The organism is Streptosporangium sp. NPDC006007, assembly GCF_040614315.1.
GTDB lineage: Bacteria > Actinomycetota > Actinomycetes > Streptosporangiales > Streptosporangiaceae > Streptosporangium.
Genome location: NZ_JBEXUG010000026.1, coordinates 1 through 20,872 on the forward strand (window position 1 = coordinate 1; position 20,872 = coordinate 20,872).

16 protein-coding genes and 1 pseudogene are annotated in these 20,872 nt (G+C 70.1%); 11 read left to right on the forward strand and 6 right to left on the reverse strand.

Features of this window, described 5'->3' with window-relative positions; all coding sequences use genetic code 11:
- Window positions 1-188: 188 nt before the first annotated feature.
- From ABZ194_RS20120 to ABZ194_RS20130, 3 genes and pseudogenes are all read left to right on the forward strand, one after another.
- A complete protein-coding gene (locus ABZ194_RS20120) occupies window positions 189-1,061 on the forward strand; it encodes an alpha/beta hydrolase (protein WP_355598323.1) in 873 nt (290 codons plus the stop codon).
- A 91-nt stretch (window positions 1,062-1,152) separates the two neighbouring features.
- Window positions 1,153-1,440 (forward strand): annotated as a pseudogene (locus tag ABZ194_RS20125) (zinc ribbon domain-containing protein); the annotation flags it as partial.
- Between the two features lie 2,231 nt (window positions 1,441-3,671).
- Window positions 3,672-3,800 carry a hypothetical protein gene (locus ABZ194_RS20130; protein WP_355598325.1) on the forward strand — a complete coding sequence of 43 codons (129 nt, stop codon included), beginning with the start codon at window positions 3,672-3,674 and terminating at the stop codon, window positions 3,798-3,800.
- A 196-nt stretch (window positions 3,801-3,996) separates the two neighbouring features.
- On the opposite strand, the gene ABZ194_RS20135 is transcribed toward ABZ194_RS20130, so the two are convergent.
- Entirely contained in the window at window positions 3,997-4,248 is a 252-nt protein-coding gene (locus tag ABZ194_RS20135) for a hypothetical protein (protein ID WP_355598327.1), read from the reverse strand.
- Window positions 4,249-4,291: 43 nt separating this feature from the next.
- On the opposite strand from ABZ194_RS20135, the gene ABZ194_RS20140 reads away from it, so the two are divergent.
- Genes ABZ194_RS20140 through ABZ194_RS20150 form a run of 3 tightly spaced genes read left to right on the forward strand, consistent with a single transcriptional unit; the run spans window position 4,292 to window position 5,448 of the window.
- Window positions 4,292-4,615 carry a hypothetical protein gene (locus tag ABZ194_RS20140; RefSeq protein WP_355598329.1) on the forward strand — a complete coding sequence of 108 codons (324 nt, stop codon included), beginning with the start codon at window positions 4,292-4,294 and terminating at the stop codon, window positions 4,613-4,615.
- A 12-nt stretch (window positions 4,616-4,627) separates the two neighbouring features.
- On the forward strand, window positions 4,628-5,080 hold the full coding sequence (locus ABZ194_RS20145; protein WP_355598331.1) for a VOC family protein: 453 nt from the start codon (window positions 4,628-4,630) through the stop codon (window positions 5,078-5,080).
- Window positions 5,068-5,448: a nuclear transport factor 2 family protein gene (locus ABZ194_RS20150; RefSeq protein ID WP_355598333.1), complete on the forward strand. Its 381-nt coding sequence runs from the start codon at window positions 5,068-5,070 to the stop codon at window positions 5,446-5,448. The genes ABZ194_RS20145 and ABZ194_RS20150 overlap by 13 nt, the downstream gene beginning before the upstream one ends.
- A gap of 87 nt (window positions 5,449-5,535) precedes the next feature.
- On the opposite strand, the gene ABZ194_RS20155 is transcribed toward ABZ194_RS20150, so the two are convergent.
- The 3 genes from ABZ194_RS20155 to ABZ194_RS20165 form a co-directional block, all read right to left on the reverse strand.
- Entirely contained in the window at window positions 5,536-5,862 is a 327-nt protein-coding gene (locus ABZ194_RS20155; protein ID WP_355598335.1) for a hypothetical protein, read from the reverse strand.
- Window positions 5,859-6,254, reverse strand: coding sequence for a hypothetical protein (locus ABZ194_RS20160; RefSeq protein WP_355598337.1), 396 nt, complete (start codon window positions 6,252-6,254; stop codon window positions 5,859-5,861). The genes ABZ194_RS20155 and ABZ194_RS20160 overlap by 4 nt, the downstream gene beginning before the upstream one ends.
- 134 nt (window positions 6,255-6,388) lie before the next feature.
- Complete coding sequence (locus ABZ194_RS20165; protein ID WP_355598339.1) at window positions 6,389-7,603, reverse strand: helix-turn-helix domain-containing protein; 1,215 nt, start codon at window positions 7,601-7,603, stop codon at window positions 6,389-6,391.
- 368 nt (window positions 7,604-7,971) lie between these two features.
- Between ABZ194_RS20165 and ABZ194_RS20170 the strand changes: the two genes are divergently transcribed.
- Complete coding sequence (locus ABZ194_RS20170) at window positions 7,972-8,775, forward strand: helical backbone metal receptor (RefSeq protein ID WP_355598341.1); 804 nt, start codon at window positions 7,972-7,974, stop codon at window positions 8,773-8,775.
- A gap of 94 nt (window positions 8,776-8,869) precedes the next feature.
- Here the strand turns inward: ABZ194_RS20170 and ABZ194_RS20175 are convergent, their stop codons facing one another.
- Window positions 8,870-9,868, reverse strand: coding sequence for a zinc-dependent alcohol dehydrogenase family protein (locus ABZ194_RS20175; protein WP_355598472.1), 999 nt, complete (start codon window positions 9,866-9,868; stop codon window positions 8,870-8,872).
- Window positions 9,869-9,909: 41 nt separating this feature from the next.
- Window positions 9,910-10,581, reverse strand: a complete 672-nt coding sequence (locus tag ABZ194_RS20180) for a pyridoxamine 5'-phosphate oxidase family protein (protein ID WP_355598343.1) — start codon at window positions 10,579-10,581, stop codon at window positions 9,910-9,912.
- 893 nt (window positions 10,582-11,474) lie between these two features.
- Between ABZ194_RS20180 and ABZ194_RS20185 the strand changes: the two genes are divergently transcribed.
- From ABZ194_RS20185 to ABZ194_RS20200, 4 genes are read left to right on the forward strand one after another with little or no spacing between them, the layout of a single operon-like run.
- Window positions 11,475-13,421: a DUF4407 domain-containing protein gene (locus ABZ194_RS20185; protein ID WP_355598345.1), complete on the forward strand. Its 1,947-nt coding sequence runs from the start codon at window positions 11,475-11,477 to the stop codon at window positions 13,419-13,421.
- A 9-nt stretch (window positions 13,422-13,430) separates the two neighbouring features.
- Complete coding sequence (locus ABZ194_RS20190) at window positions 13,431-16,052, forward strand: dynamin family protein (RefSeq protein WP_355598346.1); 2,622 nt, start codon at window positions 13,431-13,433, stop codon at window positions 16,050-16,052.
- The gene (locus ABZ194_RS20195) at window positions 16,049-19,453 is read left to right on the forward strand and encodes a hypothetical protein (protein WP_355598348.1); all 3,405 of its coding nucleotides are present in this window, start codon (window positions 16,049-16,051) and stop codon (window positions 19,451-19,453) included. The genes ABZ194_RS20190 and ABZ194_RS20195 overlap by 4 nt, the downstream gene beginning before the upstream one ends.
- Entirely contained in the window at window positions 19,443-20,828 is a 1,386-nt protein-coding gene (locus ABZ194_RS20200) for a hypothetical protein (RefSeq protein ID WP_355598350.1), read from the forward strand. Before ABZ194_RS20195 ends, ABZ194_RS20200 begins: the two co-directional genes overlap by 11 nt.
- Window positions 20,829-20,872: the final 44 nt, after the last annotated feature.

The following is a 20,872-nucleotide window of genomic DNA, read 5'->3' on the forward strand; positions in this document are numbered from 1 at the left end:
GTCTACCAGGGGCTTCGCTATGCCGTCAGGCCAACGCTGACCTTGCGACCACGCTGTGACCAGCAGTCCGCCGTCAAGGAGATGAAAAAGGCTCATTAATGACCGTGAAGACAGGTGAAGAGAAGTTCGTTGCGTCTGGGACTTTGCGGCTGTGGACAGAGCGGTTCGGCGATCCGGGAGATCCCGCGGTGCTGCTCATCATGGGCACATCAACCATGGGAATGGGCTGGCCGGACGAATTGGTGAAGGCTCTCCTCGACGGCGGGCGACAAGTGATCCGCTTCGACCATCGAGACACCGGGCGGTCCGACTGCGTGGACTTCGCGACGCATCCTTACACGCTGGCGGATCTGGCCGCCGACGCGACAGCCGTGCTGGACGGGCATGGGGTCGCTACCGCGCACGTCGCGGGAGCATCGCTTGGTGGCGCGATCGGGCAATGGCTGGCGGCGCACCGCCCCGAGCGCGTGCTCACCCTAACCGCGATCATGACCGGCCCGATGGGCCACAACGCAGGGCCTGCTTTCGCGCGGGCCCTCGCCGGGCGGGATCCCGACCCCGACGACCTCCCGCCGCCCGCGCCACGGTTCCTTCAGCACCTCGCCCGCCTGGCGGCCGCGCCCCCGGCCGGTCGCGAGGAGCGTATCGCGGCCAATGTGGAGACCTGGCGCGTGCTGAACGGCGACGTCCTGACCTTCGACGAGCCGGCCGCGCGGCGGCTCGTCGTGGCCGAGGCTGACCTGAGCGGTGACTCCCGCGCTGCGGCCAACCATCATCTGGCAGGAAAGACAATGACCGAAGACAGGCTCGTGCCGCTCTCCTCGATCACCGCGCCGACGCTGGTCGTGCATGGCACCGAGGATCCCCTCCGCCCATTGCCGCACGGCGAGGCGGTCGCCGCCCAGATCCCGCGCGCGCGTCTGGTGACCGTACCCGGCATGGGGCACGGGTTTCTGTCCCCCCGGCTGCCGCGCCAGATCGCTGAGATCATCCGAGGCCACACCTCTCTCGCTGAATACGGGAAAAGGACTAGGGAAATTTGCAAGGGGCGGGCGACATAAGCAAGATATGGCGAATTATCTGGATTTGGCGCCCCAGCTCTGCTGACCAGAAAATTTTGATAAACCGCCAGTCGTGGGTGATTACGGGAACGACGTGATCGTGCACGAGGATCTGCGGATCGCGGGCATGACCCGGTCGGCGTCCGGCACGATCGAGGCCCCCGGCCGCAACGTCGCGCAGAAGGCCGGGCTGAACCGGGGCATCCTGGACGCGGGCCGCACCTGCGCCCACTGCGGGCACATCGCGAAGGAGAACCGCCGCACCCGGGTCGCGTTCGCCTGCACGGCGTGCGGGCACACCGCGCACGCCGACGTGAACGCGGCGATCAACATCCTCAGGGCAGGACTTGCCCTTCGCCGGGCCGCGCAGGCGGCTTAGCGAGAAGCCGCTCCCCTCAAGGGCGGAGGAGTCACACCTACGACGGCACTGACGCCGCCGGACGGAGTGAGCCGTCACGGCATCTTTACCCCCGTCATTACCGGCGGAGTGGGAGCGTTCCCAGGCGAATGCGATTCTGGTGGCAGATTAATCAGGCAAACATATCTGAACGGACTAATCATCGATCGGTACGATAATCGTACCGGTGGTCTTGATATATCATCAACACCGGTTACGTCTATGACGCCTTCGGCCGGACGGCCGGTGTGTCGGCCGTGCGGGCGGCGGCCGGGGTTGATCTCCATATCGATTATTCGGCCAATGGCCATCGCACCCGGACTCGGAACGTCAGTGGTCTCGGTGTTCTCAACGCCACGCAGACCGGTGACGGTGCCGTCACCTCGCGGTTGACGAACTTGCGTGGTGATGTCGTCGTGGCATATGACGCCGGTGCGGGGCGACGGGGCTTCAGTCATATCGGGAATGGATTGGGTCTCGGTCTCTTCGGAAAGGCCGTCAGGGGAATCACCTTGCCGGTGGGCTGCGTAAGGAACGGGGCGGCGGAGCGGCTGTTTGCCGTCACGATCGCAACTTTTTAAGCCCTAGGGGTTGTTGTTTCAGTCGAATTAGGGAGGGCGGATGACTTGCGGCCCCCGTAATGACCATGTTGCTGTCGCCGTAATGACTATCCGCCTTACTGTCGGCGTTGTTGTGTCATGGGCGTACGGAGGGGACCCGGAGTCGCCGTTTATGTCGTTATGTTTTGGATAGCCATTATTCAATGAATGGGAAAAGCGTCGCCGCGGATCGAGTGACCGCTAAAACCGACGGAAACGCTCTTCCGGGCCGCGAGGTCATGCATTCTCCACGCTCCGTGATCATCGCTCTTTCGAGGTCCGCCACGGTGCTCCCCGGAAGGCCGTCGGCCGGACATCGGGCCGGAAACATGTCGCCGGCTGCCGGGGCGATCTGGATCGCGCAGAGTAGGACACGCTGGTAGTGGCGCATGGAGGACGATCACTCTGCGTGATCAGGCTACTGCGATTTTCGTTGACGGGAGGCGGACAGTGAGATTCGCCACTTTTTCGCGTCGCCGGTCCGTCGACTTGGCGGACACGGCGTTCTGCGCCGGTCTCGGGGGTGGCCGCGCCGTTGGGCGCGCGGCCCGGTGAGGTCGCTACCAGCGATGACAACTCAAAAGTCGGTAAGCGCGGCCGAAGTGCCGGGTGCCCGATGGGGGAGGGGGGTGCGTTGCCGAGGTGACAAGTGGCTTGGAATATCCCCTTTTCTCTGGACTCGTCTTCGTCGGCATGGTATTCATGGCCTGCGGCGGAGGTGTTCAGAACGCGGTGGTTCAACGATGTGAAGATGACTGGGAATGGAGGTCGGAGGCGAGCTGCGACGGCTTTGTCGAAGGGGTTGAAACAGCTTGAGCTTTGCTTTCTTCGTCAGGGTCGCCATAGCGTCGAATTACTGGTTGAATACACCGGAAATAGGATGGTAAGTACTGTGGCCTGATTGTCTTGGCGCACCTGCGAATGCAGGCGCCGGTCGTACTGGTGTGGCAACCTTGACCGGCATGCCTGTGCGCGGATGCGGCGGTTCATCGGTCAATGACGATTGGTCGCCGGTCGTTCAGTTGTCGCCCTGCTTTCCGGAGCTCAATCCGGTGGAAGGCCGCTGACCGCTGCTGAGTCGCGGAGTGTCGGCCGATCTCGTCGTCAGTGGCCCCGATCCCGGCCAGGACGGCCGAGCGTGGCCCGAAGAGGATCCGCTGCCGTCCGCACCTGATTGACGTCTGCTCAAGACGAGACCGGCCCGGTCACCAGGCCACTGTAACTTCACGCAATTAAAGATCGGCATGCCGAGTCAGAGGTCTGGCTCTGTGGTGCGCCCTCCCGCGGACCGGCTGCAGCCGCCTGGTTGATCTTCCGCGTACTGAACCGTCTTTGGCGAGCCCAGAACTCAATGGATTCGACTGCCGAGCCACACGTCGAACTCGCTCGACAGACAGCACGCCGACGGCCGGGAGACCGGATGCCGAATGACGGTCACGGCAGGCGCGTGACCGGATCGCCTCGGTGATGCCGGGGCCCGGAAAGCCGTGCTCCCTCCTCCGGTGGGCTGTCAGTCGGCATGAGATGGGAAGACATATGAGACTCAACCGCTTGAACGTGCCCCCATGGAGCAAGATCGCATTTATCGGAGCCCTTCTGTTCGCGTTTCGAATCATGGCCGCCGTGGACAGGGAGGGGCAGGGGGTGGGACCCGCGATTATCGCGCACCCGATTTTCGGCGGCCTCGTCCTGCTGTCCATCGCCATGGCGGTCGGCGAGATCGTGCTGAGGCGGAAGAGGTAGTGGCCTCCGCCTGACACGCGCTGGACGATTTCATCCCGCCTTGCCGGTCTGCGGCAGGAGAATCACGCTGACCCGCCGATCCACGCGGAGAAGGCCACGGAGTGCGGAAAGTTCCGCCCCACGTCTTCGGCCGGGTGCCGGCCCGCTCTGCGAACCCCCCGGGGTACGCGGTCGCGGGACTATCGGAAGATCGGGTTCAACGCCGCCGTAGGGCCGGGTCGGTCAGGGCGGGAGGGACGTGCCCCACGTCGTCGGGGCTGATGTTCACGCCTGGGGGAGCCAGGGCGTCGACCGTGTCGAGGACGCCGGGCGACAGCCGTACCGCGTCGGCGCCGAGCCGGCGGGTCAGTCGCTCCAGGGCGCGCGGGCCGATCACCGCGGAGGTGACGGCGCGATGGGGGAGCACGGAGCCCAGGGCGAGGTGGATCGTCGAGATGACGACTACCACCTACGCTTCGTGCGCCGGCGGCTGAACAAGGTGCGCGAGCAGAATGACACCATCGTCCGCTTCGATCCGCTTCGAGGGGCGCACCGCCAGCGGGTACAAGCCCTGCTCCGACAACTACGACATGTCGGCCGGCCGTATCGATCTCAGCGTCGAGGACCCGCGCGGCAGCCACGCGAAGTTCGTCCACCCCGACCTCCCCCGCCGCCCTACGCCTTCCAGCTCATGGAGAACCTGCGCTCTCCCCCTATCGGGTGGTCCGCCCGGCCTCTGGGAGGGAATGGCTCAGCACATGACGCGGACCGTCCGCCGGGACGTGGCCACGTCGCTCGACCCGGACGAGTTCGACGGGCCGGTGGACAAGGACTGAAGGAGAACGGACATGATGGAGAGGAAGCTCACCGAGGCGCGCTGGACTCACATCGCGCTGCCCAGCTGCGACCTGGACAAGGCGATCGAGTTCTACACCACCATGACCCCGCTGGTGGTCGTCTCCCGGCACGAGGACAAGGACGGGCGCAACGCCTGGCTGTCCAACGACAAGCAGGTGGAGACGCCGTTCGTGCTGGTGCTGGTGGAGTTCGCCAAGGACAGGGGGAGACAGCAGCCGCAGCTCTCCCCGTTCGCGCACCTCGGCATCGAGATGCCCAACCGCGAGGACGTGGACCGGATCGCCGCCGAGGCGCGGGAGACGGGCTGCCTGCACTGGGAGCCGACGGAGCTGCCGCCGCCGGTCGGCTACGTCTGCGCGCTGAAGGACCCCGACGGCAACGTCGTGGAGATCTCGCATAACCAGCGGGTCTTCGAGGAGGTCCGCACCCGGTGGGGGAGCTGACCCGTCAGGTGGTGGAGCGTTACATCGGGGCGCTCAACCGGCACGACCCCGACGAGATCGCCGCCTGCGTCACTCCGGCCTTCCACAACGAGCACACCTCGTCGGCCGGGGCCGGCCTGCACGGCAGGGACGCCTACCGCGAGCGGCTGGCGGGGTTTCTGGCGGAGTTCGCCGGCCTGCGGTACGAGATCGAGGACCTGATCGTGGACGGGCTCCGGGCGGCGGTGCCGTACCGGATGAGCTTTACCTACCGGGGGCGGCCCGTCGCCATCCGCGGGATGTTCCGCTTCGAGGTCGAGGGCGGCCTCATCGCCCATCGGGTCGACTACTGGGACGGCGAGGAGTTCGCCCGTCAGACCTCCCGCTGAGATCCGCCGGATTCCGTACCGGCGGTGGCAGATGACCGCTGTGCGCCGCCATGGCCACGTGCGGGCTCGCGCACCCGCCGATCACGGTTACGGCGCGCTCTCGGGGCGCCGCTCCGGCCGCGCGAGCCGCTGACGGAGACGGGAGTGGTGAAATGCGACCCGTTGCGCGGCCTGTTCAGGTTCGCTTGCCCGGTGGAAGGCGTAGACGAACCGCCGCCGCCGGGTGTCCCAGCCCGTGCACCACCAGAACCGGTCGCCGTCGGACCAGACCACCAGGCCCGCGCAGACCGCCGCCAGCGCCGGCCCGTGGCCGCCGTGCACGTCCGCCGCGATCCCGTGACGGGCCAGGGCGTCACGGAGCCGCACCGTCGCGTCCACCGCCGCCGACGACTCACGCGGCAACGACGCGCTCACGACGTGTACCGCGCGGCGAGGACGAGCTCCACGACCCTCTCCGGCCACTCCCGCCGGACCGCCTGGAGATCGGAGCCGTCGTGGAGGGCCACCAGGTAACAGCCGGAGCGCGCCCCCACCGTCACCGTGACGCCCCGCCGCCCCCGAGAGCCGATCACCACCAGCTCGGGCGGATGACGCTCCATCCACGACCGCAGCGGAGACCGATCCGGCCAGGCGACACCGTCCATCCGATTGGCGTAGAGCCCCAGACCGATCCCGTGATGGCAACAGGCCCGGATGCCCCGTTCTTTGAGAAGCCGCTGCACCACGGCCAACGCCGTGTCATGCAGGTCCGCCGTGGCCTCGTCGATCGTCTCCGCGGATCCGATCGGCGCCGTGTGCCGTATCACCTGTCCTCCAAGGTCGGAATCATCGGATTCAGGCGGCGAGAGAGGTGGCTCTCGCCGTCACGACGACCTTACGGAGTGTCACGATCGTGGTTGTTCACGCTTTCCGGTGAACAATCGTCCGGTGAAAACGGCGCCTACAGGGTCATGCGTCTTTCCAAGCGGCGGAGCTCTTCGGGGACATTGCGGTAGTGGGAGCCGAGCTGCCGGACGGTTTCCCGTGCCGTGGGGTGGAAACGGGTCATTTGTGGTGCAATTTTGTCGGCCTTGAGTACGCGTTTGAATGCTTTGTCGTAGTTGTTGAGCCAAAGGTGTGTTCTGGCCATGTCGATCTCGTGGTGTGCCCTGCGCTCGGCATAGAGTGTGGGAGGCGGCTTGAAATCCGTGTCCAGACGGACCGCCTGGTCGTAGTCGCCGAGCTCGGTCGCCACCGCACATCCGTGGATGGCTACGTTGGTGGAATTCACTTCTGAGCCGTATGGATCCAGCCGGTTTCTCGGGTCGATACGGGCCGCTGTTTCGGACGCGAGGCCGTGATGCTCCCAGGCGTCCGATGCCCGTCCTATTCGGGCGGCGGAGACGGCGGCCCGGAGGTGCAGGGAGGCGTAAACCTCCAGTCCTGCCGCTTCAGAGCGGTCTACGTCGTCTGCCGCCTGTCTCACCACCATCAAGGCGATGTCGCCGAACCCCAGATTGAGCATCAGCAGTGCGCGTCCCAGCGGAACCAGGTGCCGCAGATGGGGGTCGTCGGCGCGTGGGGCGGCGGTCGCGGCTCGTTCGATGCCGATCTGAGCCAGGTCGTTGTAACCCAGGCGGCGCGCCAGGGATGCCGCCAGGGCATAGGAGTGGTTCAGCAGACGCCATGCTTGCGGGGCGTCCGACTCCATCGTGTGAACCGTCAGTTCCTCGATGACCGCCGGTAGGTGGTTTCCAAGACTGACATGTGCGGCGGCTTCTTGTAGTTTCTGGAGTTTGATCAGTTCTGCGGCCAGTTCGTTGAGCGGCCTCGGAGGGGTTTCCAGCTCGGGGGGAATGTCGATGTAGGCCAGGGCGCGTCTGATGGCGGGGATTGCCTGGTGGACGGCGTCGGTGCGTCTGTCGGGTCCTCGGTAGGGTTGGCCGTTGAGCTCGGCGGGGTCGACCGCGCACACGCGGGCCACGGCCGCGACGAGTGCGGGGGTGGCCGGTTTGTGGCCTGATTCGACCTGTGCGATCAGGCTGCGGGAGACGTGTGCCCTGGCCGCGAGGCCCGTCTGGGTGAGTCCTCGGCGGTTCCGTGCTCTGGCGATCCGGCGGCCGGTGGACTCGCTCTTGCCGTCGCCCGGGTCGGGGTTCCAGTCACGCTCGGCCATCTCGGCTCCTCCTCGCCCTCGCGCGGCCTCTCCACCTTAACTTTCGTCTCGCCCAGGGAGATGAACATTCCTCAGAGACGACTCCGCTGAGGCGCCCTGATTCCTGTCGTTCGTCAGGACTTGGTGGGGCCTGTTAATTCCATGCCGGGTAGGGCGGGGCGCGAGGTGAAAAGCGAATGGTCCGTTATGCCGGTGTGGCTGAGCGGTTCTCGTACGCCTCGCAAGGGTCGACGAGATCGAGAATCCGAGGCACCACCGGGCGCAGATCGCCGTGGCTCCCTGATCTCCTGACCTCGGGCGTTCCTGCTGCGCCCCGGTTGTCGGCCGGGGCGCCGGAATGTCATGGGAAGAGGATATGGAGCCGGTCCGTGGCGGCGCGGTACGTTGATCGGGTGGAGGAGGAGCCGTACGACGACACGGGGGTCCGCGTGCGCGTCCCCGCGCGGGTGCGCCGCGTCGTCTCGCTCGTCCCGTCCCTGACCGAGGCCGTCGCGGCGACCGGGGCGGAACTCCTGGTGGGGGCCACCGACTGGTGTGACCACCCGGCCGGACTGGACGTCGCGCGGGTCCGCGGCACCAAGAACCCCGACCTCGGCCGGATCAGAGCGCTCCGCCCCGACATCGTGCTGGCCAACTTCGAGGAGAACCGGGCCGCCGACCTGGACGCGCTCCGCGCCGCCGGGGTGCCGGTCTGGACGACCGTGATCCGTACGGTGGACGAGGCGCTCGTCTCCCTGGACCGCGTGCTCACCCGAGTGTGCCGGATGCCCCGCCCCGCCTGGCTGGACGAGGCGGGGGCGGCGTGGAACCCGCCGGAGCCCGCTCGACGGCGCCGGGCGGTGATTCCCGTCTGGCGCAGGCCGTGGATGGTCCTCGGCCGGGACACCTTCGCCGGTGACATGCTGACCCGGCTGGGCGTCGGCAACGTCTTCGCCGGCCATCCGGAGCGGTATCCGAGGATCCCCCTCGCGGATCTGCTCGCCGCCGGACCCGATCTGGTCGTCCTTCCGGACGAGCCGTACCGTTTCACCGCCGACGACGGGCCGGAGAGCTTCCCCGGTGTCGACGTGGCGCTGGTGAGCGGCCGTCATCTGACCTGGTACGGCCCGTCCCTGGCCGAGGCGCCCTCGGTGCTGGCCGGACAGCTCGACCTGGCGGCCGGTGCCGGGTGAGGGGGCCCGGCCCCCGCCGTACGGCCGTCCCGCGCGGCGGTGGTGGCTGCCGGGGCTCGGCCACCACGGGAGTGGACGAGGCGGAGCGGGCCGCTCAGCGCAGGAGTACGGCGGCGCCCTCGACGCGGTCGGCCGCCAGGTCGTCCAGTGCCCGGTCGGCGGCGTCGAAGGGGTAGGCGGCCGTCGTGACCCGCGGGGGGCGGGCCAGGGCGAGGTCCAGGAACGCCCGGCCGTCGGCGCGGGTGTTGGCGGTGACGCTGCGCAGCGTCCGCTCCTGGAACAGGTGGCGCCGATAGTCCAGCGCGGGGATGTCGCTGAGGTGGATGCCCGCCACGGCCAGGGTGCCGCCCCGGTCCAGGGCGGCCAGCGCGACCGGAACCAGCTCTCCCGCCGGGGCGAACAGGATCGCCGCGTCCAGCGGTTCCGGCGGGGCGTCCGCCGCGCCTCCGGCCGAGGCCGCCCCCAGCGCCAGCGCCAGCTCGCGGGCCCTGGCCGACCGGGTGAGGACGTGCACGGTCGCCCCCTGGGCGACGGCGACCTGGGCGGTCAGGTGGGCCGAGGCGCCGAAGCCGTAGACGCCCAGGCGTCCGCCGGGGGGCAGGTCGCAGCGGAGCAGGGCGCGGTATCCGATGATCCCGGCGCAGAGCAGCGGCGCCAGCTTCTCGGCCGGGGCGTCGCCGGGGAGGGGGTAGACGTAGTCCTCGGGGGCGGTCAGATATCCGGCGTAGCCGCCGTCGGCGTCCCATCCGGTGTAGGTGGAGGCCGGGCAGAGGTTCTCCGCGCCCCGGAGGCAGTAGCGGCAGCGCCCGCAGGTCGAGCGGAGCCAGGCCACGCCGACCCGGCTGCCGGGTGCGAGCCGTACGGCGCCGGGGCCGTTCGCGGCCACCCGGCCGACGACCTCGTGGCCCGGTACGGTCCGAGGGCGGCGCGGCGGCAGGTCGCCCTCGGCGAGGTGGAGATCGGTCCGGCAGACGGCGCACGCCTCGACCTCGACCAGCACCTCGCCGGGGCCCGGCTCGGGAACCGGGAGCCGGACCCGCTCCAGAGGACGCGAGGCCGTCGGTCCGGGCTCGGCGACCACCCAGGCGTCCATCTCGCCGGGGATCGCCCGGCCCACCGGACGCGCGCCGGAGGTCACGGGACGTGCCGGATGCGCCGGCCGGTGATCTCGGCGGGGACGATCCTGACGTACAGCTCGCGGTCACCGCCCGCCCACGGCTGAACGTCGGAGGCGTCGACCGAGGCCCGCTCGTCGTCGGAGACGTGGTGGGCGCCGCCGCGCACCAGCACGCTCCAGCCCTCACGGCCGGCGTCGTCGATCCGGTCGACCTCGAAACCGATCTTGAACTCGACGCCCTGGACACCGGTGCGCAGGTTGTCGTCGAGCGGGCCGCCGAAGGCGGTGCGGAAGACCACCGCGTTGTCGTGTATCACGTAGTTGACCGGCAGGATCGCCGGTCCGCCGGGCTCGTTGAAGGCCACCCTGCCGACACCGCCGGGGGAGATCAGCCGCAGGCACTCCTGCGGCTCCAGCCGCTCCAGGCTGGGCCGGGGGGCGGGACGGCCGCGCCCGGGAGGCAGGTCCATCGTGCCGCCCAGCAGTTCCTCGACGCCGGTCTCCAAGGCGACGGCCAGTTTGCGCACGGTGTCCATCGTGGGGGACGCGGCGGCCTCCTCCAGGTAGCCGAGGTATCCGGGGTCGATCCCGGCCCGGCCGGCCAGCTGCTCGCGGCTCAGGCCGAGGCTCTCGCGCCGCCTGGCCACTCGGCGGCCCAGATCGCCCGGGGCCGTCATATGTTCGGTCATGCGGGGCTCCAATGGAAGGGTGAACGATCGTCCGGAGCCGGCGGCGGGAGTGTCCGGCCGCCTTCGATCCGGATCACTTTCGGGCCTCCCCCCGACGGCCTGTCCCTAACCTGCGGGAAGGTCGGCGCGATCGACGCGTGCTCCGTCGCGCCCCATCATCCCACCGCGGGGACGGCCGCCGGCCAAGGGCCGGAGGTCCCCGATGACAGGGCCCTTGGGCCGGTGGGGTGACTGTCGCGCATCACATAAATCATGTAAAATGAACCCCTTTTCGGCAATTGTGGCAGTGAGTAATTTTTCACATTTAATGCTTATAAGTGGAGAAGAAGGGGGAGGTCATTGTTGGGCCGTGCCCGGGGCGTTCCGAGGTGGAGGGGCGTGCCCGGATATGCCCGCGCGCCGGGTCTCTCCGGGGTCGTCCCCTCCTCCTGGGGGGATGGCCTGCTGGAAAGCTGCCCTGAATGCCGTCGATATTGGCTTTATTGGGCAGATGTCCACCAAAGGAGTTCAATCGGATAAAAGACCGGTTTATGCCTTTCGGTAAGCGGGTTCTGGTGGTTCATGTCCCTGCTCGGTGTCGAGATCCTTTGCATAGGATGCGTAACGATCGAAAGACAAAACCTCACAAGTAGGGATTCGGTCAGTAGGCATAGTGCATCGTTCCAGTACCAAGCAGTGCGCGACTGCCGGTGTGGGGGCCGGTGGGGCTCGTAGGGTGGACGGACGGAGCTTGGAGCGGGCGGCGTGGATGTCGCGGGTTCGGGGAGATGCGAATCCGGCTGCGATCGCGGGGAATGACGTTCCGGCGGAGTCAGAACCGGGAGAAGAATGTCAAGAATTAAGAAGTTTGGTGGAGTGTGCGGAGATATTAAGCGCCGGGCGTTGCCGAGTCGATGACGGAAGACAACTGGTTCCGCGACTACGCCGCGCCCGGACGCGACTCCAACCGGCCTCCGGCGGCCGGCCCGAACGGTGCCCAGCCCTCCGGAGAGGAGACGGGCGCGACGTGGCCGCCCGCCGGCGGTCCCGGCGGGACCCGGCCGTACGAGAACGGTTTCGCCGACGACGCCCGATCCCCGGCCACCCGGAATCCGGGCGGTTCCACGGACGATCCACCGGGAGACCGGACCTCGGGGAACGGTTCCGGCGGCACCGGGCACCCCGGCACCGGCTTCGGCGCCACGGGGTACTCCGGACCGGGCTTCGGCGGCACCGGGCACCCGGGCACCGGCTTCGGCGACACCGGGACGTGGGGGAGTGGTTCCGACGGCGCCCGGCACTCCGGCAACGGTTCCGGCACCCCCGGGACGTGGGAGGACGACTTCGGCGGGACGCCCCCGGGCGGCGCCCCCGGCGCCCACTACAGCGAGCGGACCGCCAACGACCCCACGGCGAGGTACCAGGCACTCCGCGACGACCCCGACGCCCCGGACGACCCCGGTGAGCGGCCCGGGGACGGACCCGCCGACTGGCCCGACGACCGGCGGGGGAGCGGTGAGGACGCCGGGTGGACGCGCCCCCAGGGGCCCGCCGGGCGGCTGTACGAGACGTTCTCCGACGCCTTCTCCGGGCTGCGGGACAGGCTCCGGTTCAGGCGCCGTCCGGCGCCCGGACCGGCCGAGGTGCACACGCCGCCCCGAACCGTCACCGGCGCCGAGGGCTACCGGGTCCCCGTCGCCTCGCGCCCCTTCCTGTGGTGCGCGGGCACCGACCCGGACCTCGTCCCGAACCGCAGCGAGCTGTACCGCTACTCGACGATCGGCGTCTTCGTCTGCCTGGTGGCGCTCGTCGCCACCACGATGTTCGCGATCTTCGCCTCGGTCGTCAACGGGGGGTTCTCCCCGGCGATCCTGCCCTTCGCCGCGATCTGGGGCGTCGTCATCTTCTGGGTCGACCGGTCGATCGTCGCCGAGCCCGCCTACGGCAAGGTCCTGTCGGGGACGGACCGGACCGGCCTGCTCGACCCGGTCGGCAGGAGCCGGAAACCCGGCTGGCTGACCTATCTGATGCGGCTGATCCTCGCCGTGGGCGTGTCCTTCATCATCGCCGAGGCCGTGACGCTGCTCATCTTCCAGTCGGAGGTCAAAGAGCAGCTGGCCTTCACCCAGACCGCCCGCACCGACCAGCTCGACGCCACCTTCAAGGCCGCCGACGAGGACAGGCGGCGGCAGCTCGACGTCAAGTACAACCGGGAGAGTCTCTGCGCCGAGAGCGACGCCAGAAGACGCGTCCGTGACGCCGTGCAGCGGAAGAAACAGGACGAGGAGGCGGGCAAGGAGGGGCCGGGACTCAGTGGCGACCGGGGGGTCGGCCGGATAGCGGCCAACCTGAAGCGGGACTACGACAACGCGCAGCGGGAGTACCGGGCCGCGCAACGCGAGTGCGACGCGGCGCGCAGGGCGGTCACCGCGGATCTCACCCGGTTCCAGGAGGCCGAGCGCGCCAAGCGGGAGGCCGAACGCCTCGACGTGCGCAGGAACACCGGCTGGGTGGCCCAGGAGAAGGCGCTTCACGAGTTCATCAGAGGCAGCGACAGCCCCATCGTCTTCGCGCTGCCCTGGGTGCTGCGGGTCACGATCCTGGTGCTCGACCTGTTGCCGCTCAGCGTCAAGCTGCTGGGCGGGCCGACCGTCTACGAGCGGCGGCTCCGCGAGCAGGCGTACAGCCAGGCCTACGAGACGCAGCGGCTGCGCGACTCGCACATCGCCAAGATCGACATGAGGTACGACCTCGATCGATTGAAGACACGGGACAGGTACGACCAGGGGCGCGCGGACATCCGTGACGGCCCCGACCGCGGTAGCCGGGGGACTCGTAAACATCGGAATCGATACTTCTGAGGGGTCTCGTTGACCGACTTCCACGCCCGACACGGTGGATCGGCCTCCTCCTCCGACGCCGGCCACCGGGAGGCGATCGGCCGTTACCGCCGGCTGGCCGACCGCGCGATGGCGGCGCTCGGCCAGGAGGAGATCCCGGACGCGGCGGCCGTACGGCACGCCCACGACCGGGCCGCCGCTCTCGCCGCGCGGCTGAAGGAGCGCTGCGCGAAACCGGTGTCGGTCGGCATCGTGGGAGAGTACAGCGCGGGCAAGTCCATGCTGCTCGGCGCGTTGCTGGGCCGGCCTGGACTGCTGCCCACCTCCGGCTCGCCCACCACCGGCAATGTGACGGTGCTCCGTATGGAGCCCGCCGGGCCCGGGGAGGTCACCCGGCTGCGCGGCGCCAGGATCGAGTACCTCACCCGCGGGGAGCTGGCCGACGCCGCCGACTACATCATGAACGAGCTGATCCGGACCGTGCGGCGGGCCGGAGGCGGCCGGGACGTGTCGGCGCTGACCGGCTACAACCCCGTCAGGGACGGATGGGAGACCCTGAACCGCTGGGCGGAGACCACCCTGGACTGGGCCGCGATGGAGAACTCCCGGCTGCTCGGGATCACCCTGGAGCTGACCCGGATCCGGGACGCGCTCAAACTCGCCGGGGAGTTCGTGCTGCCCGGTCACACCGGGCTGGTCCTCCCGGTCGAGGTGGACATGCTCCGGCAGGCGCTGGACATCGAGGACATCCGGGATCTGCCCCGGAGTTTCCCGCGCACGGTGCAGGGCTTCCCGCTCTCCCCTCGGAACGCGGTGACGGCGGAGACGCTGCGGGTCACCTTCACCCTGATCCGCAGGGTCGTCTGCCAGGTGGCGGTCGCGGAGGGAGACTGGACCGGGCCGCTCCCCGGCGACGGCTCGGCGGCGGAGCTGTGCGACCTTCCAGGGCTCGGCGCCACCGCGATCCGGGACGAATACCTCAGTGTCCGGGAACTGGACGAGATCGACGCCATCGTGATCGTGCTGCCCTCGCACCGGGCCGAGCGCGACGACGCCCGGCAGTTCTACTCGCTGCTGGAACGTAACCGCCGGGGCAAGGGCGCGCTCAGCGAGTCGATCCTGGTCGCGGCCAACTGCTTCGACCTGCTTCAGCCTCCCGACCCCCCGCACACCGGGGCCGCCGACCTGGTCTCCTCCTCCCGGGACCTCTCCTCCCTGCACCGGATGGCCACGACGCTCAACGGGCGCAGGGAGGACCGGGTCGCCTTCACCTCCTCGCTCGCCGCGATCGCCGTCGGGGGCCTGCCGTACGACGCGGACGGCGAGGAGGGCGACAAGGTCGCCAAGGCGCTGGAGACGGCCGGGGCCCGGGCACGGCGGTGGAGGCGGGTCGCCGACGACCTGCTCCTGACCGACCCGGGACACGCCTACACCGCGGCGCTCGGCGAGTTCGGGCGCGACGGCGGGATAGCCGGGCTCCGCGCCATGCTCGACCGGCACGTACGGACCTACGGCGTGTTCCTCAAACACGAGGCGGTGGCGCCGATCGCCGCCGACCTGCTGGGCGCGCTGCGCACGCTCGACCGGATGCTCCGGCCGGGCCACCTGGGCGGCCTCGGCGCCCCCCGGGACGGCGCCTCACTGACCGCGCTGTTCCGGCGGATCGAGGAGGAGACCTCCCGCACGGTCAGGTCGCTGGGACTCCTGTCCGACCCGGAGCGCCTGTCCGTCGAGGGCGTCCAGGCCGCGCGGGCGGACGGGGAGGCCGTGCTCGACCTGGCGCGGGCCACGGTCACCTACGACGTGTTCACCTGGGGGGAGTGGCAGCAGTACCGGGAGCGGGTCAGGGACGACGACGGCCGGATAGGGCCGCCGCCGACCAGGGGGCGGACGGGCGGCGGGGCCGGGCGGAGCCCGTTGCTCGGGATCGTGCACCAGATGCCCACCGAGATCGAGGAGGCCGCCCCCGACACCACGGAACGGCTCTTCGGCAGGTTCGAGCCCACCTGCGTCCGGGCCGTCGGCACCGGCAGGGAGATCTACCTGGAGGCCGTGTCGTCCTGGGCGGAGCGGCGCCACCGCGAGCTGGCCAAGGTGCGCGAGACCCTGCTGGACCCCGACCTGCGGGCACCCATCGAACGGCTGTTCGCCGCCCTGGACCCCGCGGACGGCGGTGCGGCGCGCCGGCACAACCTGCTCGGCCTGACCGCGATGGACTGGCTGCCCGGCGCCGCGGCCCGCGTGCTGCCGGTGCCCGTCCCCTCCTCGCCCGAGGAGGCGGCCCGGATCGCCGAACGGTTCCCGCTGCGGACCGGGCACGCCCTGCCCTGGCACGGCGGCCGGCGGAACATCGGCGGCGAGGCGGGCACCCACGTCGTCACCCACCAGATGAACATCTTCCGGGTGCGCGGTGACATCATCGCGGCGGTCAACCATCACCTGCGGCGGCACCTGCTGGCGGACGCGGCCACCCTGGGCCGTGATCTCCGTGAGGCGCTGCAGGCGCTCCGCGAGGCCGTCCCGGCGGAGGAGAACGTCCGGCGTCTCACCCGTACCGGGGCGTCGGAGGCCAGAGGGCCCGGCCCCTCGGGAGGCCCGATCCGCGACCTGCTCGACGAATGGGGCGACGAGCCCGGAGGGAGGACACGATGACCGTGCGCCTGCTGTTCGCCGGCCCCGAGGACGGCGAGGGCAACGACGAGACCGCCACCGGCGTCTTCACGATCTACGAGGTGAACGGGGAGTACCGGCTGCCCGACGTCTTCGTCGAGCCGGAGGGGATCGCGCACGCCGTCGACGTCGCCGGGCCGCGGCCGGAGCCGCCCGGCGACGAGGCGGCGACGGAGATCGCCGGGCTCTACACGCTGCCCGGCTGGCGCCCCCGGCCGATCCCGGGACGTTACCTGCTGATCCAGGGACCGGCGATCTCGGTGGGCGACCTGCCGCCCGGCGACGGCGAACGGGTCGTCAGGGTGGCCTGGCGGCTCGGCGCGGCCGGGTCGCCACCCCGGGAGTTCCCCCTCGAACTCCGTCTCATGCCCCCCGGCGCGCGCCCCGCCCAGGGCATGACCGCCGGCAGGGACGCCGCCCGGCAGGTCGCCCCGATCGGTGAACCGCGGCGGCACCGGAGCTTCTTCGGGCACGCCGCGATCGACTTCGGCACCTCGTCCTCGACCGTCACCCTCTACAACAGAACGGGCGGGCAGCGCGTCGCGCTGGACGAGCAGCAGTTCGAGGTGCTGCTGAAGGGGTTCCACCGCCTGCTGCTCGAAGGGCCCGAGGGTCCGCACGGCGCCGACTGGCCACGGGTCCGCGACGACATCGCGCACGGGTTCACCGCCCGCCTCAACACGCGGCTCGGCCTGTCCCGCACCGGAGACTCGGTCCGGGTCACCGTCGGCGCCGACGACATCGAGGTGCTCAAGCCGGGCTCCCACCACCTGCCCGTGCCCCCCGTCCACTACCGGGACGCGCTGTGCCGGGAGCTCGACACGGCGATCTCCCGGATGGACGAGAAACTGGGCACCGCGTACGCGATGAGCCTCCAGCGCTGCTACGCCGATGCCTTCGGCACCCCCGCGCTGGGCTCGCTCTACCTCCAGCAGGTCGTCTTCGACGGTGACTCGCCCGAGATCCCCAGTGAGATCAAGGTGCTCGACGGCTCTCCGCTGCGGGCCGTGCTCGGCGGCGGGGCCGACCGGGTGCTCCGCAGTTACCCCGGCCTCAAACGGGCGCTCTCCCGGCCGCGCGACCTGCCGGAGCTGCCGGGCGCCGAACCGCACCCGGTGACCACCGACACCCTGCTGATGCACGCCTACAACGACCTGGTCGACAAGACGATCGAGTACGGTAACAAGGATCGATCCGCCGAGTGGGGGATCCGCGGGCTGAACCACCTCGTGCTGACCTACCCGACCACGCTGCCGCCGTCCGGCCGTCGCGCGCTGGAGAAGATGGCGCGGTCGAGCCTCAGGATGACCAAGGTGACCACGACGTTCGACGAGGCCGTGGCCGCGGCGCTCTTCTTCGTCATGCGGGACTTCGGCGGTGAGTCCGACACCGGCATCGAGCCGTTCCGCGCCCGGTCCCGGCGGGTACGGCCCGGCCGCCCCGCCTGGCGGCAGAACATGCTGGTCATCGACATCGGCGGCGGGACCACCGACGTCGCCCTGTTCGCCCTGCACCTGCTGGACCGGCAGGTCCCCGCCGAGGGGGTCGCCGAGGAGTTCTCCGGCCGCCACTACCTGATCCGCCCCGAGGTGCGCGGCTCCACCGGCCATCCGCAGCTCGGCGGCGACCTGCTCACGCTGCGGGTCTTCCACTGGCTGAAGGCGGAGATCGTGGACGCGCTGATGGCGCTCGGCCCGGCGGACCACGACAACACGTGGCTGCGGCACTGGCCCCCGTCCCACGTGGGCGCCGACGGCACCCCGCGCCCGATCGCGCCGGCCTTCATCGCCAACCCCGACCCCGGCCCCAGGCCGGACAAGGTGTGGGAGCGGCTGAGGGACCTGCTGCCCACGCACAGCCCGTCGTTCGGGCCGGCCGGCGGCCGTGCCGTACCGGGCTCGGCGTTCCTCCGGCTGTGGCAGGAGGCCGAGCGGGCTAAGAGGCTCCTCGGTGCCGGTGAGCGGTACACGCTGCCCAAGACCACCCTGCAGGAGGTGATCAACAACATCGACAGCCGGTCGCGGCCCCCAGCCGCGCTGATCGAGCGGCTTGAGCGCACCGTGGTCACCCTGCGCCCGGAACAGTTCGAGCACCTGGCCACCCCCGTCATCACGGCGGCCGTCGACATCGCGCTCACCACCTTCAGCGCGCAGCGCCGCAGAGAGCCCGACGAACCCATCGACATCGTCGCGCTCTCCGGCAAGACCAGCACCATGCCGCTGGTGGAGCGCATCGTGACCAGGCGGCTGCACGAGCTGACCCTGGACGGCGCCGACGGCATCCCGGCGCCCCGGCTGGTCGTGGAGCGCCGCTACGCCAAGCAGGCCACCTCCATCGGAGCCTGCTGGGCCTACGGCTTCAGCCGCTACGCCGACATCGAGAGCGACGAGGCCTCCGGCCCCGAGGACGGCGCGGAGCGCCAGGTCGACGGCCGCGAACGGCTGAGAGCGGGTGAGAACATCGTCGGAATCGCGGTGGACAACCTGTTCCAGAGCCTGCCGTGCGACTTCTCCCTGCAGAACGCCGACACGCGGGTGGGGATGCTGCTGAACGCGGGCGACCAGCTCGACATCGCCGACCGCACCGGCCGGCTGTCGGTCCGTACGGCCTGGCGTCCGATGAAGGAGGACATCCACATCCACCGCGAGCTGGGCGGCGACCGGGGCGAGTCCATCGAGTGGGGGCGCTTCACCTTCGCCGGCCGGGAGGACAGGCTCACCCGTGCCAACGTCGACTGGGGGAGGATCCGCTTCCAGGTCGAGATCAACCAGGAGCTCGAACCGGTCATCCACCTCTGCCACGGAGGCAACCCGATCTACCTGACGGAGGGCGACTTCAGCGACATCGGGGCGGTGCTGAACGGCGGTCGCGGGGGCGGCCGCCTGGAGACCCCTCTGGAGGCGACGGGCCTGCCCGCGGCCGTTCACGTCAAGCGGACCCCCGACGCGCTGGACGAGAGCACCAGCGTCGAGCTCTTCCCGATCCTGGCGCCGGGGGAGGAGACCACGCGTCACCTGCGCTCCTACCTCCTGGACAGCCACGGCGACGGCAGGGTGTTCACCGGTGCGATCGCCGCCGACTGGCTGCCGGCGCCCGCGCAGGAGCACGGCGCGGCGACCTGGGAGTTCCTCTGGGTCGACGCCTACGGCCGGATCTCCCCGCTGGTCAGGATGTCCGCCCCCCGTCGCGACCCCCACGTGCGGTATCACGTCACCCTCGACTGTCTGGGACGGCTCAGGATCCACGTCGGCTACCCCCGCTATCTGGCCGCCCGCAGGCTCACCGACCTGGCCGACTACCCGGGTTCGGTGTTCACCGCGGTGATGGAGCCGGGGGAGTCGTTCGGCAGGCCAGAGTGGGAGCCGTTCACCGGTGACCACTGAACTCCTACAGGACGGCGTCATGCGAACGCTCGACGAACTGCTCGAACCCCTGCTGGGCCTGGACGGGGAGGCCGCGCCCCTCGCCGGACCGCTGCGCGATCGGCTGCGTGCCGTCGTCACCGCGCTGGACGCCCATCTGGATCGGCACGCCCCCCAGGCGTCGGCCGATCTCTACCTGCGCGGTCAGAGCCTGATCGACCGGTTCCGCACCATTCACCGGGTGCCGGGCAGGGGACTGCACCACGCCGTCACCGAGGAACTGGCCGATCCGGAGAGCCCGCTGCGCGTCCCGCTCTGGACCGCGCTGGGCGATCTGGCCGGGCATCTGGTCGCTCTGCTCCACCTGGACGGGCCGCCGGAGCCGCCGCGGGAACACCACCGGCTGGCGCTCGCCCTGGTCGGGACGCTGCTCGGGCTGACCCATCCGGAGGCGGCGGGCGCCTCGCCCCGCCGGATCCCCGGCGGGGCGCTCGGCCAGGCCGGTCGTGCCGGCCGGGAGCGGGGCGGGCAGGCGGATTCCGCCGCGCGGCCCCGGGGCGGGCCGGCGGACCTCGCCGTGCGGCTGCGGGACGAGTACGACCGCCTGTACCAGGACACCGCCGTCTACCTGGGCGAGCCGGATCCGGCGCCGGGAACGGCCGAGGAGCTGTGGATCGCGCTGCACGTGGCCTGCCTGCGGCTGCCGGGTGCCATCGCCGACTCCCAGCGCCAGCACTTCGCGCAGACCTTCGCGGGCGCGCCGGAAGAGGACGACGACGGGGTCGTCCCGCCGCTGCCCGCCATCGGCTTTCCGGGGCTCGGCGGCGCCCGGGGGCAGGAGGACGACCGGTGGCGTTCCCCCCGGGCGGCGCAGATGTACGACATCCTCGCGGGGATGTTCACGGTGACGGAGCTGGACGCGGGGATCCATCACGGCCTGGACGAGATGGCACGGGACGCGCAGGCCCCGATCAGGCTGGACGTCGCGATCAGCCGCCAGTACCAGGAGCGGGCCTGGACCCGGCTGCGGGAACTGGACGAGCTCCAGCCGGGCAGCGACCTGGAGATCAGATACCTGACCTGGGTGGACGAGGTGGTCTCCTCGTTCTTCCCGCTGCCCCTGCCCGCCCCGGCCAGCTGGTGGGCCCTGCAGTACCGGCGCTCCCGGAGCCTCGTGCTGGAGGCGGTCAAGGCCGCCGGGGGCAAGGCCGACGTGGAGATCCTGGACCGTCAGCCCTACGATCGGGCGCTGCGCAGGAAGCTCAGCGGCACGCAGATGGTCCTGCCGGTGGAGGAGGTGGACGCCGACCGGGTGCTGTGGACCCTCCGGCTGCCGTGGCAGTTCAACGGCGCCGGTGAACCCGGCCGGGTCATCCATGGGGTCCGGCGCCGCTGACCGGGGGTTCCGGACGGCCCATTACTGGTGATTAGTGCATATCG